This is a genomic window from Candidatus Woesearchaeota archaeon (genome assembly GCA_018303425.1).
Lineage (GTDB): Archaea > Nanobdellota > Nanobdellia > Woesearchaeales > JAGVYF01 > JAGVYF01.
Genome location: JAGVYF010000001.1, coordinates 40,095 through 56,419, shown reverse-complemented (window position 1 = coordinate 56,419; position 16,325 = coordinate 40,095). Strand labels below are relative to the sequence as shown.

The window sequence follows — 16,325 nt, the reverse complement described above, 5'->3', positions numbered from 1 at the left end:
TGATTTTAAAAAAAGAATAATACTTTACAAAAACCAAGCTTTGTGAAGAGCATTACGGCCGTTTCGTGCAATGTGCAAACAACACCTAAAACAGACCGGTCTGGGGTATAATAAAAGTTATACCTCTGTAAAATAATGTTAATTTAAAAATAAAAGCTCAATGATTTAAAATATTGCAAATAAAAAGTGATTTTATGAAAAGAGAAGAAAGCTTCCCAATAGATTATCAAACTAGAGAATTAATCCCAGTTAGATCTTTAGAAATAAAAGGTAAATATAAAGACGAATTAGAAGGTATCCTAATTTCTGGCGGCGAAATTAAAAGCCGGTTAAAAGCGCTAAGAAATGAAATCTCTGACTATTACACACAATTTCTAAAAAATGGTGAAAAAGACCTTGAAGTTGTAGGTTTCCCATTGCTAGGCGGAGCAATGTATTTTTATACTGCCCTGGTATCTGGAGAATTTGATAAAATTTGGTTTCCCCAAATTTTAGGCAAAACTTCAAGCTATGAAAGCACAGAATCAACAGGCAAATTATCAATAAGAGGGTACAACCAGCAGGAATTAGAACGGTTAAAAGACAAGAGAATTTTACTTGTTGATGATATTATAGATACAGGCCGCACATTATCAGAAATAGTTGAAATGTTAAAAACGTTTAATCCGCTTGAAATCAAGATTTGCTGTTTGCTCGACAAACCTTCAAGAAGGATTAAACCAATAGAATCTCAATTCACGGGGTTCATAATACCGGATAAGTTTGTTGTTGGTTATGGCCTTGATTTTAATTCAAGATACAGGGACTTAGGACATATTGCAATATTAAAACCTAATATGTATAAATGATAAAATCTCATTTTCCACCGGTGTATTTTATAAAGAGTTTACATTTAATTATTTAACAATGAGAAAAATGAATCTGAAAACTCAGAACGGAGCGATGGCTGGCGATGTTTAGTTTAGATTGGCATTATTTTTAATTTTTTTTAACAGAACTTTTTTTCTCATGTATCTCATAAACTTTCTCTTCAACATCAGAATCTGGCTCTTCAAAAAAATAATCATAAACTTTTTTAACATACCCTTTTGATTTTAATTTGTCAAAGCCAATTACTATAACAATTACAATTAAAGCGCCAAAAATATATTGCCAATATGCAAATGCCTGTAATGCAAAATAAACCAGCCATTTCTTTACAAACAACAAAAACCCGCTTTTTTTAATCCAAAAATTCACTAATTCTTGTCCGGACAAAATTAAAAAATTAATTTTTCCTAACCCCAAACTCCAAACCTGTGAAAAATAATTCCAAATTGCATAAACAATGACAGACAATAGTGCAAACCCCAATAAAACCCATAACCAAACTTTTGACATAGGCTCAAAATCAACTTTAAACTCTTTCAATATTTTGACTTTATCCTTAAACTCAAAATTAGCAAAATCAAAATTTTCAAAACTGATAACCGGGTTGAATTTAGGAAATTTAGCACCAATCTGAATTTTTTCAGTTAACTTTTCTAACCCGGTATTTTTTATTTTCTTTACTTTCAAACCATTAAACAATGGTTTTAAACGGTTTAATATATTGTATTTTGAAATATTATATTTAGAACCGGCATAAATCAATAAAACAATTGCAGATAACAATATTAAGATTAAATAAATATAACTTCTTAAAAATTTAACAACCGCATTTTGAGTTACAGATACTTTTAATTTCTGAGTAACTGTTTCACCATTCTGCGCAAGCACAATTACATCATAATCTCCTGCTTCGACATCTAAAGCCTTGACTTTTAATGTTAAATAATTACCAGATATGTTTCTTTCCATTGTAATCCATTCAGGTGCTTGTAATGCTAATGACATTGACTCTCTTAAACCTGAAAAAGGAACATAAAATTCTTCTTCAAGACCCGATACAACCAACAATTTAGTATTAAGTAATTTAAAATCATTCTCACAATCTTTAATATTCACAGTGAACGGGATTTCTTCTGTACCGCTAAAATCTTTAATACTAAATCCGATTAAATATTCACCAACTTCCGAATCAGGATATACTGTAAAATTAAAATCAGCTTGGGCATTTTCAGGTAATACGACCTTATTGCCCTGCAATTCAATCCAATGAGGTAAATCTGCGGATAAGAGGATTAAATTAGGTGTTGCTGTTGGATTATACACGTGAACTGAACCTTTTCCAAATTTTCCTTTGCATACAGTTACTGGAGCAATCGATACTTCCCTTGAATAATCAGATTTAATATCTATTTTTAACGGAACTTTAATAGCACCTTCTCTATCTTTAATTTCAACATATAAATCTAAATTAACCTCCCCTGATAATGAACATGGCAAAATTGCATATGCAACGACTCTTTTAGATTTTCCAGGCGCTATTACTAAATCATTTTCACTAAAATCCACATATTTTTCATACTTAGGAACCGATAAATGGTATTGATTAATTATATTTTCGGAATTCATAATTTGAAATTGAAATTTAATTTCTCTGCATGGTAATGAATTAACGTACCGGGGAGATATAAATTGTAAATCATCACTTGAATAAGCATATACAGAACTAATCAGCGCTAACGCCAGGATTAAAGTTAATGTTAATTTTAATAGTTTCATTCGCCACATAAACTCCGCAAAATTTAATCAAATAAAAATAAAAAAAATAAAAAAATTATGAAATTTACCTAGTAGTAACTTTTGTCTTCTTCTTCAAAGTCGTCATCATCATCTTTTAACTTGTTAAAACCTACGATTAGACCAACTAAAACGATTAAAACGATTAAAACTACAAGACCAATTTCAAGTGCCTTTCTTAGACCAAATTTGTTAAAGTTAACACTTTTTTCGCCTTCAACATTAACAGTTAAAGTAGATTCTTTAACATATTCGTTGCCTGCTTTAACGGTTAAGCCTAATACTTTTTGACCAGCTACATTAGCGTTTGTATCAACATAAACATATACTGTTTCAGTTGATCCGCCAGCTACAGTTACTGTATTGCTAGGAACAAATCTTACACTTCCTAAATCACCGGCTGTTAATGAAACTACATAATTTTTAGCTTCACTGCCTGCGTTTGTGATAGTTACTGGAAGCACTAATGATTCACCAGCTTTAACTGTTTGAACAGCTTCAGGTACAACTACTTGTGTTACAGCGTTTGGTGTTACATCGGTTTTAACTGCGCACACTGAGCTTTCACTTTCAACAACTCTAATTGTGTTGTATTCTACAACTTCATCATTCTTGTTGTATGATAGAGCGGTCTTTACTTTGTATTCACCAGCTTTAGCACAAAGTGGAATTGCTAAGTAAAGTTCTTGAGTATTTTCAGCATCATTTGCTTGGAACTCATCATCTAATAGTTCTGAATCGTAAGCTCCTTCTAAGCCTTCAACTTCAGCGCTAAATAAGATATCAGATTCCTCTCTTGAACCAAGGTTTTCTACTCTTGCTTTAACAGTAAGGTATGAACCAGCTTTAACTACATTATTTGGTGTCATTAAAACACGTTCTAATGTTAAATCGTGTCTTGCCCCAGATACATGTACATCAAAGGTATTAGTTGAAATGTTTTCTTCATCTTGTAATACTACAAACAATCTTGCATCCCCTTCCTTATAATCATTAGGGATAGTTAATGAAGCTGTTTTCTTTCTTTCTCTGTCAGCGGTTAAATCAAATAGACCTGTTGAGTCCATAGTTGTTTCATCGCCGTATTCGTAAACTAACTTTACAGTTAATTCAACGTTTTCTAAATCTTCTGCACTTTCTATGTAAAATTCAAAGTCTAGTGTTTCACCGCGTTCAACATCAATATCAGATGAACCAGGTGTTAACCAGAAATCATCGTTCGCTTTTATAGCTACATTAGGTTCAGCAGTCCAAGCTAAAGCTGGAACGGCCATACTAATCATAAGCACTAAAAGTAGAACCAGTGCACTGAATCCTTTAACGATACTTTTCATGGTATTTCCCTCCAAAAATGTTTATTATGATTTTAATCAGCTATCACCAATTTAGATACTCTATTACCACCAATCTAAACCTATAAAAAGCCGTTTCATTTATAAGGTTTGCGGAAATGTTCTTATTATACAGTGGTACCATATTCGCGCAGAACATATAGTTTGGGTTCTATATATAAATATTGTTGTATTAGAAGTGTTATAATCCAATTATTCAACTAAATGTCCGCTGGAATAAAAACTCCATATAATTTAAAAAAATTAATTAACCAATGATATCATAATAACTACTTATGATATCATAAAAATCGAACGAAAACCAATACCTACGACCTAAAGGTCGAGGTTTGACATTTAACTTTCTCTTAAGTTCGATTTTTAGGCTGCAAAAAAAGCAGTGCATTCATCTCAGCCCTAAAGGACTGAGTTTTCTGCTTTTTTCTTCATAAAAGCCTTATGAAACACCGAATATGATGTTCATAACAAAATTAAAATGTGTATACTTTATTTTGAAAATTTATAAAAAATGAGAAAAAATAATATTAAAAAAACAAAGTAATGATAAAACATTACGCCTGGTCAACACAATTTATATACTTATTTAAATTAATTCAGGTATGCCTGCAGATGTTATATTAAATAAAAACATTATATTCATATTTAGTTTAATTGTATTTATTATAATAGTATTTAGTTTAATTATTTCTTATTTGGTTTTTTATCATAGATACAAAACCCTATTGAATAAATATGATCAACTGCTTAAAGTGAAACGTTCTGAGAATGTTAAACATGGACAAACATGGGAGCAATTTGTTCCATTTGCTAAAGATTTTCCATTTTCGAAAAATGATTTTAAATTTATAGGTCAACCAATAGATGGCATTGTATTCGGTTCGGATAATATCTCATTTATTGAAATTAAGACAGGTAGTGCAGGATTAAATATAAAACAGCGTGAAATTAAAAATCTGGTTGAAGATAAAAAAGTTAAGTGGGTAGAAATTAGACATTAAATAAATAACCGGCATATTAGTCCCTTATATCAAAATTAAAATATGAGCCCACGAGGATTTCCGATATAAAGCAATTTGCTTAATTTATTCGAACCCCGGTATGCCGGTAGCTTCCTTGCTTTTTTTTAGTGTGCTTTGGAATATAACAAAAAACACTTATTTTCCCAAACGTTTTCTAAAAAGCTAGTCCGAAGCCGGCCGCACTTTCTGTTGCATACAGCATATCCAGGCTATGCTATGGGCCCATAAACGTTTCAATACTTAATAAGTATATAAATAATAATTATTAATAATAATATTTACTTTCTGCAAAGCAAATGTTCTATGCTTAATACACACACTTATTTACCATATAAATTAATAAATTCTTCTGAATTAATATCAATATTTTTTGTGGTAAGTCTGTTCTTAAGAACTCTTTTCGCGCCAACTTCAAAAACACCAACAACCCTATTGATAAACTTACCCCAAGCTTTAAAAAAAACTTCATCTGCACCTTTCGCTGTAAAATGCATTACAACATCTGCTGCATGATTCATAAGTGGCTTACCCCTATAAAGATAGAGTTATCTTTTTGATCAGTTTTTTTATCTATCATATCAATCAACTCTTCTTATTAATACCTTATTAATAATCTTCTCTTGTCTTCTTTAAATGAGTAATATACCCTACAATGACATTTCTTAATTTTTTTGAATTAATCTTAGCATATTTAGGAATAATTTGTTTATTTTCTTCAAAAGTTTTCTTAAAATTTACTCCATACTTCTGTAATAATTCTTTTGCAGTTCTTTTAATTAATTTATTTTTTATTCTTCCCATAAGATATCACTGATTCTTCGGTATAATGGTCAGTTTATAAAGCTTTCTATTTTTGCTTTATATTTAAATGTTATAATTAAACTTGGTGAATTCCGGATTTAGTAAGCGCAACCATTCTAAATGCAACACTTAATTGCATAACTGCAGATAAAAGAGCCATGTGTTCTTTACCTGTGCCGGGTATTAAACTTAAAGCAACTTCACTATTAATTAATTGTATCTTTTAAATTCTTAATTATATCTTCAGTGAATTCTTTAATTGGTTTTCTTTCATCTATAACTATCATCTCAAAAGGCTTGTCAGATTTAAAATTTTCTTTACCAAACGGATTAGTTACTAATACTACTTTATCCCAATCTTCCTCTTTCATAAGTCTGCCCACATGTCCCAAAGTACCTTTTCCACTACTTAAATTTGCAATAAACATAGTCATATATATAATATTAATATTAAGATTATATATTTTCCCAATGTTACTATTGTTCAATAAGTATAAATAATTTCCAAATCTTACAATTGTCCAATAAATCAAAAGTTTAATAAAGTTTTACTTCTTTAAAACAATGAATGAAGTTTGCATTAAAAGAAGTAGATAACCCAAATGTCCATAGATATAGTTCTGAAGAGCTTCAAATTGCTTATAATTTTTCGAAAAAAGCTTACACGGAGTTTGGTAATTTTATTAAATCTTTGATAATTTTTGGAAGCGCAGCAAGAAAGGAAGTTATGCCGGGAGGAGATATTGATATTTTGATCATAATAGATGACATCTCTTTAGAGTTGAGTCCCGAACTTGTTGAAACATATAGAATAATTATGGAACAATTGATCGCTGAAACTTCTGAAAGACTTCATGTAACCACTTTAAAAATAACTTCTTTTTGGGATTATATTCGAAATTCTGATCCGATAGGGATAAATATTTTAAGGGATGGATATGCTTTATTGGATTCGGGCTTTTTTGATCCATTGCAAGCATTACTAATTAGAGGAAGGATTAGACCTACGCCTGAAAGTGTGTGGACATATTTCTCAAGAGCGCCAAGAACTTTACAAAATTCAAAATGGCATATATTGCAGGGTGTAATGGACCTGTATTGGGCAGTGATTGATGCAGCCCATGCAGCTTTAATGTCCCTTGGAGAAGTACCCCCTAGCCCCAAGCATGTTGATGACATGATGATCGAAAAAATGGTAAAACCAAAATTAATCTCTAAAGAATATGCTACAACGATGAATAAGTTTTATATTCTTGCTAAAAAAATATCCAATAGAGAAATTATTAAATTATCAGGTAAACAGTATGATGATTTTTATAAAGAAGCTAATCAATTTGTTAAAACAATGCAGAACTTTATTGAAACAAATAAAAAAATTTAAAGTCGTTTAATTATTTCTGATTATGTTTTCCCGATTTAGTCTAAATCCGACACTAGTGTAAAAGAATCAATGTAATCAAGCCGTAATTATAGGCGCTGTCCAGAAAGTAATAAATATGTATACTGGCGATAATAATGTATGACAAAACACAATACAACAAATCTGTCATCCTGATGAATATTTGTTAACAATCGATATTGAAGAAGTTACCTTAGTGAAGCAGAGAGAATATGACTATAGTTCTTGTGAAGAAGCTTATGCTATTGGCTTACAACAAAAAATATCTCTCCCAAAATAAGTCGCAAATGAAGATGATGTTTTTAAAACAGGATTAAAAATTGAAGGAGAAGTTTCAAAACCATTGTTCGCCAAAAAATTTGATTCATACACAATAGAAAAATCACAAAAACCAGTTGAATCCACACAAAACAACCGAACGCTATTAATTGCTTTCGGAATTGCTATTGTTATAATCATAGTCCTTTTAGCATATATCTTATTCCGTAAGAAGAAATAAGCTCACCGACCTCTTAACTCTTTTAACTAATGGTGCTTCGCACCTTGATACGCCGATTTTTTGCTTCCCTATCGGGAGAGTTTAACAGCGATCGCGATGTTAGGCGTAATTCAGAATTCGGCAGTCCCTCGACCACCCACCCCAAACGGACGGCGCACAAAAACGATTGATTTATAAATATGTTATAATTAAACTAAGTAATATGAGAGAATTAGATAAAGTATTAGACCAAAATGAAAAAGTTTTCTGGGAAGGAAAACCAAAATTCGGGCCATTTTTTATAGGTGGATTTGCAGGTGCGATATTCGGAATATTCTTTCTGGCCATAGGTGGTTTTTTCGTACTTCAGGGAATAGCTAGTGGAAATTATTTCTTTATTCTTCTCCCACATTTTTAGATTGGTGTAGGATTTGTTTTTGGAGTTCCAATATACAAAGCTTTGGTTTACAAACATACCTATTATACAATTACAAACAAAAGAGTTCTTCTTCAAAAAGGGTTGATTGGCAGAGATTTTGAAATGGTTGATTTTGACCAGATAACAAATGCTGAAGTGAATGTTGGATTTTTGGATATCCTTTTTGGTAGGAAATCCGGTAACATACTTATTTCAACCGCTGGTAGTTTTACTTATACAAGAAGTGGGGCAGTACAAAAACCCTACACTATTAGCCATATTGAGAATCCTTATGAGGTGTTCAAATTTTTCAAAAAAGTTTCACACGCGGTCAAAACTGATATTCAATATCCAAACAAATATAGACCAAAAACAAATCCAGGATACGAATCAGATTATAACCCTAACAAATAGTGCGCCGTCCCGCCACCGCCGAATTCTGAACTCAAAATCTTTTAGATTTTGCCACGCCTTGCAGGCTCTCTCTAACGCTCGGGACGCCTAACAGAATCCGATGTTAGTTTCAATTGAGAAAGCTTCACTTCACCCAAATGCAGTTTCCAATCTCTGTTCCGTTCGCTAACGCTAACTGCACTATGGTAAACTCAATTCAGAAATCTTGGCTTATTTTGTTTTAAATATGCCAACAATAGGATAATGATCTGAAGCGATTTCAGTATTGCTGTCTTTTAGAACATAAGAATCGATTGCTTCAATATCTTGAGAATGAAAAAAGAAATCCATCCTCACCCCCGTTCTGGTTTCGCCGTAAGCATAATTTGTTGGTACAGTGGATTCTCTTCTGCTTTTTGGAAATGAATCATCTAAACCTATTTTTTGCAGCCAGGAGATAAAACCAGCTTGTTTCCAATTTGCAATAACTTGATTTGCCTTTTTCGGATTAAAACTCGTTAATTCTTCAGTTAACAAATCCCAATTATATTTATCATCCGGATGGACTGTGTTAAAATCTCCTGTAAGAATGTAATGAGATGGCCTATTTGAAATTAAAGGATTCAGAGTTTTTATTTTTTCATAATCATCAACAGAGTAAGATGGATGCACAACATCAATTGTCAAAACAATACCTTCAAGCCCAATTCTGGCACGAATTGCACCTTTAAACAAAAGTTTTACGTTTTCTGCATCCAGGGGATATTTTGACAAAATGCAATTTCCTCCTTCATCTCCTTTTCTAGGTCCAAAAGTAGGATACCCTCCATATTTACCGTAAGGAAAATCAAATAATTTTTGATAATCCATTAAGATACCTTGTGAGTTTTCTGCACCATAACAAGCTTCGGTAATTGCAAGAATGTCTGGATTCACTTTTTGAACGGCTTGTTGAGCAGCCATTAATCTTTTTTTCTCAATATTATGATCTCTGGTATGAAATCCTCTTTCAACATTATAGGTCATAATAGTAACTTTCATATTCTTATTAATTCACCCTATTTTATTAATATTGCTAATCCAAAACTTCTGAACTTTGATTTTTTGTCTTTGGCATCGTTGCACTAAAAATCAATCCCTCCAAGTATTCGGGAGAATAGAACAGGAATTCCGATGTTTAAATCTGAAGATACTAATTAACAATGAAACGACTCTGGACAGCGCCTAATTATAGAAACATTTATAAACGGCCAATAAAACCTTAATTTTGGACGGTCATAGGGGCCTGGTTCACCCGTTCCCATTTCGAACACGGAAGTTAAGCATGCCTCCGTTCTTGGTTGTACTGTACTCATGTACGGGAAGCCCGGAAAGCTGTCCACTCTTTTTTTAATTAATATTTTTAAAATATATTCAAGACTATAAATATTTTTAAAGTCATTTTCAAATTAAAATTTTTATTATACTAATGTGATTATTATGGCAAAAATTTCTATATTTGGGACAGGTTATGTTGGCTTGATCGCAGGTGTTTGTTTTGCTAAACATAACAATAAAGTAATATGTGTTGATATTGATCCAATTCGCATTGAAAAATTAAAACAAGGGGTACCTCCAATTTATGAACCGGGTTTAAAAGAAATGTTAGATGAAACCCTTGCCAATGGAATGATTGAATTTACACAAGATAGTGAATATGCAATTAAAAATTCAAAGATACATTTTATTTGCGTGGGCACTCCGACAAATGAAATCAATGATTCAGCAGATTTAAAATATGTTTTTAAAGTTGCTGAAATAATTGGAAAATATATTTGTGAATATTCAATAATCGTAGATAAAAGTACTGTGCCGGTCGGTACTGGTAAAAAAGTTCAAGCAATCATAGAACAACAATTGCAAAAAAGAAGCATAAATATTGAATTCGATGTTGTTTCTAATCCTGAATTTTTAAGAGAAGGTTCATCTGTAAAAGATTTCCTTTATCCAGACCGAGTTGTTATAGGCGCAGAAGGAAATAAAGCTGCAGAAATTATGCAGCAGTTATATGAACCTATGACGCGAAATGGTAATCCAATTATTATAACAAAGAAAATTGAGAGCGCTGAATTGATAAAGTATGGGGCAAATGCGTTTCTCGCAAATAAAATTGCTTTTGTAAATGAACTTGCAAGACTTGCTGAAGCAGTTGGCGCAGATATTAGGGAAGTAACTCATGGCATGGGCACTGATTCAAGGATAAGTCCAAAATTTATGTATCCCGGACCTGGATACGGCGGGAGTTGTTTTCCTAAAGACACAAAAGCTTTAGCAGTAACTGGTAGAGAATTTAATTCTCCTATGCTCCAGATTGAACGAACGATTAAGTCTAATGAAGAACAAAAAGAATGGTGTGCACAAAAAATATTTAATCATTACAGGGGAAATGTTGCAGGTAAAACTTTAGGTATATGGGGTTTGGCTTTCAAAGCTAATACTGATGACATGAGGGATTCATCATCAATTACAGTCATAAATAAACTATTGAATGCAGGCGCAAAGATAAAAGTTCATGACCCCGAAGCAATGGAAAATGCTAAATCAATTTTCGGTGATAAAATCAGTTATTATGAGAATAAATACGAAGTATTAAACAAATGCGACGGGTTTATTATACTTACAGAATGGTCAGATTATAGAATTTCTGATTTTGATACATTAAAATGTATATTGGAACCATTAACAGAACCAGTTATTTTTGATTTTAGAAATCTTTATGACAAGTATAAGGAATCTCTCAAACAAATAGGTATTAAATGGTATGGTATTGGCGTAATCCAATAAAATAGAACATATTCGATAAACATTGTTTTTCGGACTCTATAATATTTATAAAGTCAATTATAAATCTATATTTGATGGTCCAATCTTTTTTAATCTTATGTTTTGTTGTAAGTTTCTTGATTACTTTATTAGTTACCCCTGGATGGATTAGGAGAGCAAGAAAAGCAGGTTTAGTTGGAATTGATATGCACAAACTAAATCCTAAAAATGTTGCTGAAATGGGAGGAGTTCCAGTTTTAATTGGATTTATGGCGGGCGTATTATTATTTATAGCAATTAATACTTATTATCTTGATGCACCCCAAACAAATTTGCAGATATTGGCATTATTATCAACAATTTTAACAATTTCTATAATTGGTATTATAGATGATATATTAGGTTGGAAAATAGGATTAAGGCAATGGCAAAAACCACTGCTTACGTTTTTTGCAGCGTTACCTATGGTTGTTGTTAATGCCGGATATTCAAAAGTTTCCCTGCCTTTGTTAGGTATTGTAGATTTAACATATATATACCCTTTTTTATTTATCCCTATAGGCATTGTGGGCGCATCTAATGGCTTTAATATGTTAGCAGGCTATAACGGATTAGAAACAGGAATGGGCGCAATAATTTTATTTACAATGGGTTACATTGCGTGGTTTACAAGAACCGGATGGGTTGCAGTGGTTGCGCTTTGTATGTTTTCGAGTTTAATTGCGCTTTATTTGTTTAATCGTCACCCCGCAAGAATTTTTCCAGGTGATACTTTAACCTATTCAGTGGGCGCATTAATTGCAAGTGTTGCAATTGCAGGTAACATGGAAAAAATTGCATTATTTTTATTTATTCCCTATTTTATTCAATTTCCTTTAAAATTAAGAGGACTGATGCAAAAAGAAAGTTTTGCAAAACTTTTGCCTAATGGTTCATTATTACAACCTTATAAAAAAATATATGCTTTGGAACATTTGATTATTTACACATTTAATAAACTAAACATTGAAATATTTGAAAAGGATCTAGTCAGGGTTTTATTTTTGTTTGAAATTGGTTTATCAGCGATTGTAATTTATAGTGTTACTTATAAAATCGGAATTTTTTAAACATGAAAAAAATAATTGCAGTAATACCTGCATATAATGAAGAACTTCATATTAAAGAAGTGATAAAGGAAACAAAAAAATATGTTGATGAAGTAATTGTTGTTGACGATGGCAGTATTGATGAAACTTTTAAAAATTCTTCAACTGCCGATTTTAGGCTAAAACATATCGTTAACATGGGCAAAGGATTGGCAATGTCAACAGGTTTTGAAGCTGCACTGAAAAAAGGCGCAACCATTGTTGTATTTATAGACGCAGATTTACAGCATGACCCTAAAGATATTGTCCCTTTATTAAACAAAATTAATCAAGGAAATTACCAATTGGTTACAGGTGTCCGTAAATTTAATAAGAGTATGCCATTTATATTGAGATTTGGAAACAAGTTTTTACGTTCAAGCTTTAATTTCCTTTATAATTCAAATATCGCAGATTTTTCAAATGGATTAAGAGCGATTAAAACCGAGATTTATAATAAAATTAAATGGAATTCAGAAGGTTATTCAGTTGAAACTGAAATGCTGGCTAAAGCAAGAAAACATAAACTTAAAGTTGGTCAAATTCCAATTGAAACAATATATTTAAATAAAGTTAAGGGAACTACTGTTTTTGACGGAATAAAAATATTTTCCATGATGGTTTATTGGAGAATTTTTGGGTGAATTAAATGCTAATATGGCTGCAGAGTTTGGGAATAATTTTTGGGCTTGTGATGATATATGTAACTTTATTATTTTATCGCAGGAAAGAAATACAATTTGCGGATCTATTAATTTGGATCCCCGTTTGGCTATTCTTTTTACTGGGAGTTGTATTCCCAAGAACTCTCGACATTTTTGTTCAGGCTTTTAGTGTTAGAAGCGCAGTTGAATTATTTACAATCGCGGGATTTATGTTTATGATTGCAATTGTTTTTTATTTGTTTAAATTATTAAGAGTCCAGCAATGTAAACTTAAAAAAATAGTTAAATCTGTTGCATTGAAACAATTAAAATGATAGATAAAATTCTGACAATTGATTTAGAGTATGATTTTGAAAGTAAAGAAGATAAAAGTTTGAAAGTTATAGTTCCAAAATTGTTAGATTATTTCTCGGAAAACAATATAACTGCAACATTTTTTGTTATTGGTGAAATTGCTGAGAAGTATCCTAAACTAGTTAAGAAAATTTCTAAGTCTCATGAGGTTGCGTCTCATGGTTATGATCATTCATACATTAATGAAAATAGTTTAGATTATCAGTTACGAAAGTCTAAGTTAGCTATTGAGAAGTTAGGAATTAAATGTAAAGGATTTCGCGCGCCTTATTTTATGTATCCAAACACTTTATATAAATCACTCAAAGAAAATGGGTATAAGTATGATTCTTCTATTAGCTCATTTTTTCCGGGGCGTTATAATAATCTTTTAGTTAACATTAAGCCCCATTGGAGAAATGGGATCATTGAGTTGCCTATGTCAAATTTTGTAGGTAAGTTTTTATCATCTGGGTTGCCTTATTATAGATTATTTTATCCGGCATCTAAATTATTTAAATTACCATACATGTTTTATCTGCATCCTTGTGAGTTTTTATCCAAGCGGCCTCATAATCAGATAAATTGGCTTGTAAAAAAGCTTTATTCACGTAATCAAGGTAAGAAAGCATGGAAAATGTTTACTTCAATGGTTGAGAATTCTAATGCAAACTGGATTAGTTGTGATGAGTTTATTAAGAAGTGGATTATTTAAGTTACATACCTAACCCTTCTCTGAACCATGAACTAATGTATTTAGTAAACCAAAGAGGCAGATGTTGTTCTATTTTAATAAATAGTTGATATTTAGGGTTAGTTGGATCAATAGTAGGTATATTCTTTGTTTTGATAGGTAAATAATTTGTTGTTAATTCTTCTATTTTCCCACCCCATTTACGTTTATAGTCATATTGTCCTGATTCGGGGCGAGTTCTACCGAAATCAAAATATTTGTAACCATTGTCGCAAGCCCATTCAATGAATTGCCAGTGCACTGCATCGTTTGGCCTAAGCTCGAGGTACTTTTTTTCAGAGACTGCTATAACTATGTGTACATTGTCCTTAACTGTATATCCTAATAAAACTGAGACTAGTTTGTTTCCGTAATATGCACCAAAACATTTACCTAGTCCTTTCTCAATAAAGTTTTCATAAAAATTAATGAAGTATCTTTTTGGATATGGGAGTTCGCCAAATGCCCGCATATTTTCCAAGTATGTTTTGTAAAGTTTGTTTATTTCTTTTTTTTGAACTTCTCGTGTAGTGATTCCTTCCCTTTGTGCTTTTTTAACAGCTTTTCTTTTAGACTTTTGAATATTTCTCCAAACTTGTTCTTTATTCTCTAGTGAGATTACAAATTTGCGGTAATCTTTTCTTTTAACTAATTTATTGAAAAGAGGATTATTATCTTTTATTTCTACATTATCAATAGAATATGTTTCTTTAATATGGTTAAATAATTTAATCATGTATTCAGGTTTTAATTCTCCAATCGGTCCACCGAAGTCATGAAATGCTGCAGATGTTAGTTTTGGTTTGAAGATGTCAAAAAAAGGTGAGAAGAATATTTTTCTTAACCATGGCTGATCTACATAGAATAGAGGGAAAATTATTTTAATCTTTTTATCAGCGATTGCAAAATAATGCGCTTTTGTATTCTGAAATGTCTCTTCGATAAATTGTTTATATTCAGGTCTATGAAAGACTTGGTGTTCATGTCCTTCTAAAAATTCGGCCCAATGCGGATCATCTGTTTGAAGTTCGATTAAATCCATCTCTTCACCTTTTTAATTTTTTTCACAATATATTCTATTTCTGAAGTCGGCCTATGCAAAGAAAATATAGCTTGTCTCTCAGAAGTCATTGTTGCAATTTCAGACTTTCTTGTTAAATCATAAAACGTGTATGAAGGTACTATATCTACATTTTCTTTTAACAATGCTTTTCTTAATTTGGCTCTATTTTTATCAAGCAGTACAAAGTATAACCATGAGGGGGAAGAATTTTTTAAAGGTTTAACAAAGTCAGCAATTCCTTCAAGCTCGCTCATACAAATTTCGGCATTCCGCTTACGTAATTTTAAGATTTCATGATAGCTCTTTAATTGTTCTGCAATTATATATTGCGCATATTTTGGCATTTTATAGGGTAAAGCCAAATGTTTTTTATGTAATTCCGTTTTAAGAAATTTATTTGTCACTGAAAAAATATTTTTATTAAAAAAAGGTCCACTAATTATTCCTTGCGCTGTTGCTTTCGCTATTTCTTTAATAGGATAGCATTTCCCGTTCAACCTGCCATGAGAACTTATATTTATTAGTTTGTAATTACTGGCGATAAGTCCCCCTAAAAAAAAACCTTTGCTCATGTTAAAGCTATACACAGACCTATCAGCAAAACTTCCAGCTAACTGATTGTTATATGTTGCTCCTAATGCCTGCGCGCAATCTTCAATAAATTCAACATTATTCTTTCGGCATAATTTTTGTATTTTATCAAGCTCTGAAACAAAGCCCATATTATGGGGCAATAAAAGCGCATCAATATCAGAGATTATTTCTTTGATATGCTTGTAACCGGAGATTATACTTGAATCATAAAATGCAGGACTACAGTTGGCATTTTTAATTGAATCAGCTATAACCTTGCACGTAAATGCAGGTAACCCAACTCTTAACCCTCCCTTGGGCGATATACTTTGTAGTGTTTGGGTTATTGCAAATCTTGCTGAGCCCGCCCAATGTAAATGTTTATGATGCACATACTTTTTTAAAGATGATAGATTGAGTTTTGAATTGTTAAGATAGTTAACACTGCCCTTGAGAATATCTTTTGTCCGTATATTCAATTTTTGATGAGGGATTAACATTTTAG

The 16,325-nt window shown here is 31.7% G+C and carries 19 protein-coding genes, 1 tRNA gene and 1 rRNA gene; 11 read left to right on the top strand and 10 right to left on the bottom strand.

All coding sequences use genetic code 11. The features are described 5' to 3' along the window. The first annotated feature begins 194 nt into the window (after positions 1 to 194). Positions 195 to 848: a hypoxanthine phosphoribosyltransferase gene (locus J4418_00275; protein MBS3112507.1), complete on the top strand. Its 654-nt coding sequence runs from the start codon at positions 195 to 197 to the stop codon at positions 846 to 848. A gap of 130 nt (positions 849 to 978) precedes the next feature. On the opposite strand, the gene J4418_00270 is transcribed toward J4418_00275, so the two are convergent. Continuing rightward, positions 979 to 2,646: a hypothetical protein gene (locus tag J4418_00270; GenBank protein ID MBS3112506.1), complete on the bottom strand. Its 1,668-nt coding sequence runs from the start codon at positions 2,644 to 2,646 to the stop codon at positions 979 to 981. A 68-nt stretch (positions 2,647 to 2,714) separates the two neighbouring features. Beyond that, positions 2,715 to 3,998: a hypothetical protein gene (locus J4418_00265; protein ID MBS3112505.1), complete on the bottom strand. Its 1,284-nt coding sequence runs from the start codon at positions 3,996 to 3,998 to the stop codon at positions 2,715 to 2,717. Between the two features lie 617 nt (positions 3,999 to 4,615). On the opposite strand from J4418_00265, the gene J4418_00260 reads away from it, so the two are divergent. Continuing rightward, the gene (locus tag J4418_00260; protein MBS3112504.1) at positions 4,616 to 5,014 is read left to right on the top strand and encodes a hypothetical protein; all 399 of its coding nucleotides are present in this window, start codon (positions 4,616 to 4,618) and stop codon (positions 5,012 to 5,014) included. A 43-nt stretch (positions 5,015 to 5,057) separates the two neighbouring features. Here the strand turns inward: J4418_00260 and J4418_00255 are convergent. From J4418_00255 to J4418_00240, 4 genes are all read right to left on the bottom strand, one after another. Then, a tRNA-Arg gene (locus tag J4418_00255) sits at positions 5,058 to 5,259 on the bottom strand. A 96-nt stretch (positions 5,260 to 5,355) separates the two neighbouring features. Continuing rightward, the gene (locus tag J4418_00250; GenBank protein ID MBS3112503.1) at positions 5,356 to 5,553 is read right to left on the bottom strand and encodes a hypothetical protein; all 198 of its coding nucleotides are present in this window, start codon (positions 5,551 to 5,553) and stop codon (positions 5,356 to 5,358) included. Positions 5,554 to 5,641: 88 nt separating this feature from the next. Then, entirely contained in the window at positions 5,642 to 5,836 is a 195-nt protein-coding gene (locus J4418_00245) for a 30S ribosomal protein S17e (GenBank protein ID MBS3112502.1), read from the bottom strand. 206 nt (positions 5,837 to 6,042) lie between these two features. Then, positions 6,043 to 6,270 carry a hypothetical protein gene (locus tag J4418_00240; protein ID MBS3112501.1) on the bottom strand — a complete coding sequence of 76 codons (228 nt, stop codon included), beginning with the start codon at positions 6,268 to 6,270 and terminating at the stop codon, positions 6,043 to 6,045. Positions 6,271 to 6,404: 134 nt separating this feature from the next. On the opposite strand from J4418_00240, the gene J4418_00235 reads away from it, so the two are divergent. Further along, positions 6,405 to 7,217: a nucleotidyltransferase domain-containing protein gene (locus tag J4418_00235; protein MBS3112500.1), complete on the top strand. Its 813-nt coding sequence runs from the start codon at positions 6,405 to 6,407 to the stop codon at positions 7,215 to 7,217. A 255-nt stretch (positions 7,218 to 7,472) separates the two neighbouring features. Here J4418_00235 and J4418_00230 read toward each other — a convergent pair whose 3' ends face one another. Beyond that, positions 7,473 to 7,694 (bottom strand): hypothetical protein, encoded by a 222-nt coding sequence (locus J4418_00230; protein ID MBS3112499.1) that lies wholly within the window; start codon positions 7,692 to 7,694, stop codon positions 7,473 to 7,475. Positions 7,695 to 7,936: 242 nt separating this feature from the next. On the opposite strand from J4418_00230, the gene J4418_00225 reads away from it, so the two are divergent. Together J4418_00225 and J4418_00220 are read left to right on the top strand one after the other, a co-directional pair. Continuing rightward, a complete protein-coding gene (locus J4418_00225; protein MBS3112498.1) occupies positions 7,937 to 8,131 on the top strand; it encodes a hypothetical protein in 195 nt (64 codons plus the stop codon). A gap of 42 nt (positions 8,132 to 8,173) precedes the next feature. After that, positions 8,174 to 8,545 (top strand): PH domain-containing protein, encoded by a 372-nt coding sequence (locus tag J4418_00220; GenBank protein ID MBS3112497.1) that lies wholly within the window; start codon positions 8,174 to 8,176, stop codon positions 8,543 to 8,545. 210 nt (positions 8,546 to 8,755) lie between these two features. Here the strand turns inward: J4418_00220 and J4418_00215 are convergent, their stop codons facing one another. Next, positions 8,756 to 9,565, bottom strand: a complete 810-nt coding sequence (locus J4418_00215; protein ID MBS3112496.1) for an endonuclease/exonuclease/phosphatase family protein — start codon at positions 9,563 to 9,565, stop codon at positions 8,756 to 8,758. Positions 9,566 to 9,791: 226 nt separating this feature from the next. On the opposite strand from J4418_00215, the gene rrf reads away from it, so the two are divergent. The 6 genes from rrf (at position 9,792) to J4418_00185 (ending at position 14,166) form a co-directional block, all read left to right on the top strand. Then, a 5S ribosomal RNA gene (rrf, locus tag J4418_00210) occupies positions 9,792 to 9,907 on the top strand. A 96-nt stretch (positions 9,908 to 10,003) separates the two neighbouring features. Beyond that, entirely contained in the window at positions 10,004 to 11,347 is a 1,344-nt protein-coding gene (locus J4418_00205) for a UDP-glucose/GDP-mannose dehydrogenase family protein (GenBank protein ID MBS3112495.1), read from the top strand. A gap of 74 nt (positions 11,348 to 11,421) precedes the next feature. Beyond that, a complete protein-coding gene (locus J4418_00200) occupies positions 11,422 to 12,435 on the top strand; it encodes a glycosyl transferase family 4 (protein ID MBS3112494.1) in 1,014 nt (337 codons plus the stop codon). Between the two features lie 2 nt (positions 12,436 to 12,437). Beyond that, positions 12,438 to 13,097: a glycosyltransferase family 2 protein gene (locus J4418_00195; protein ID MBS3112493.1), complete on the top strand. Its 660-nt coding sequence runs from the start codon at positions 12,438 to 12,440 to the stop codon at positions 13,095 to 13,097. 5 nt (positions 13,098 to 13,102) lie between these two features. Next, on the top strand, positions 13,103 to 13,432 hold the full coding sequence (locus J4418_00190) for a DUF2304 domain-containing protein (protein ID MBS3112492.1): 330 nt from the start codon (positions 13,103 to 13,105) through the stop codon (positions 13,430 to 13,432). Beyond that, positions 13,429 to 14,166: a polysaccharide deacetylase family protein gene (locus tag J4418_00185; GenBank protein ID MBS3112491.1), complete on the top strand. Its 738-nt coding sequence runs from the start codon at positions 13,429 to 13,431 to the stop codon at positions 14,164 to 14,166. The genes J4418_00190 and J4418_00185 overlap by 4 nt, the downstream gene beginning before the upstream one ends. A gap of 1 nt (position 14,167) precedes the next feature. On the opposite strand, the gene J4418_00180 is transcribed toward J4418_00185, so the two are convergent. Further along, on the bottom strand, positions 14,168 to 15,226 hold the full coding sequence (locus J4418_00180; GenBank protein MBS3112490.1) for a GNAT family N-acetyltransferase: 1,059 nt from the start codon (positions 15,224 to 15,226) through the stop codon (positions 14,168 to 14,170). Continuing rightward, a complete protein-coding gene (locus tag J4418_00175) occupies positions 15,217 to 16,320 on the bottom strand; it encodes a DegT/DnrJ/EryC1/StrS aminotransferase family protein (GenBank protein MBS3112489.1) in 1,104 nt (367 codons plus the stop codon). The genes J4418_00180 and J4418_00175 overlap by 10 nt, the downstream gene beginning before the upstream one ends. Between the last annotated feature and the right edge of the window lie 5 nt (positions 16,321 to 16,325).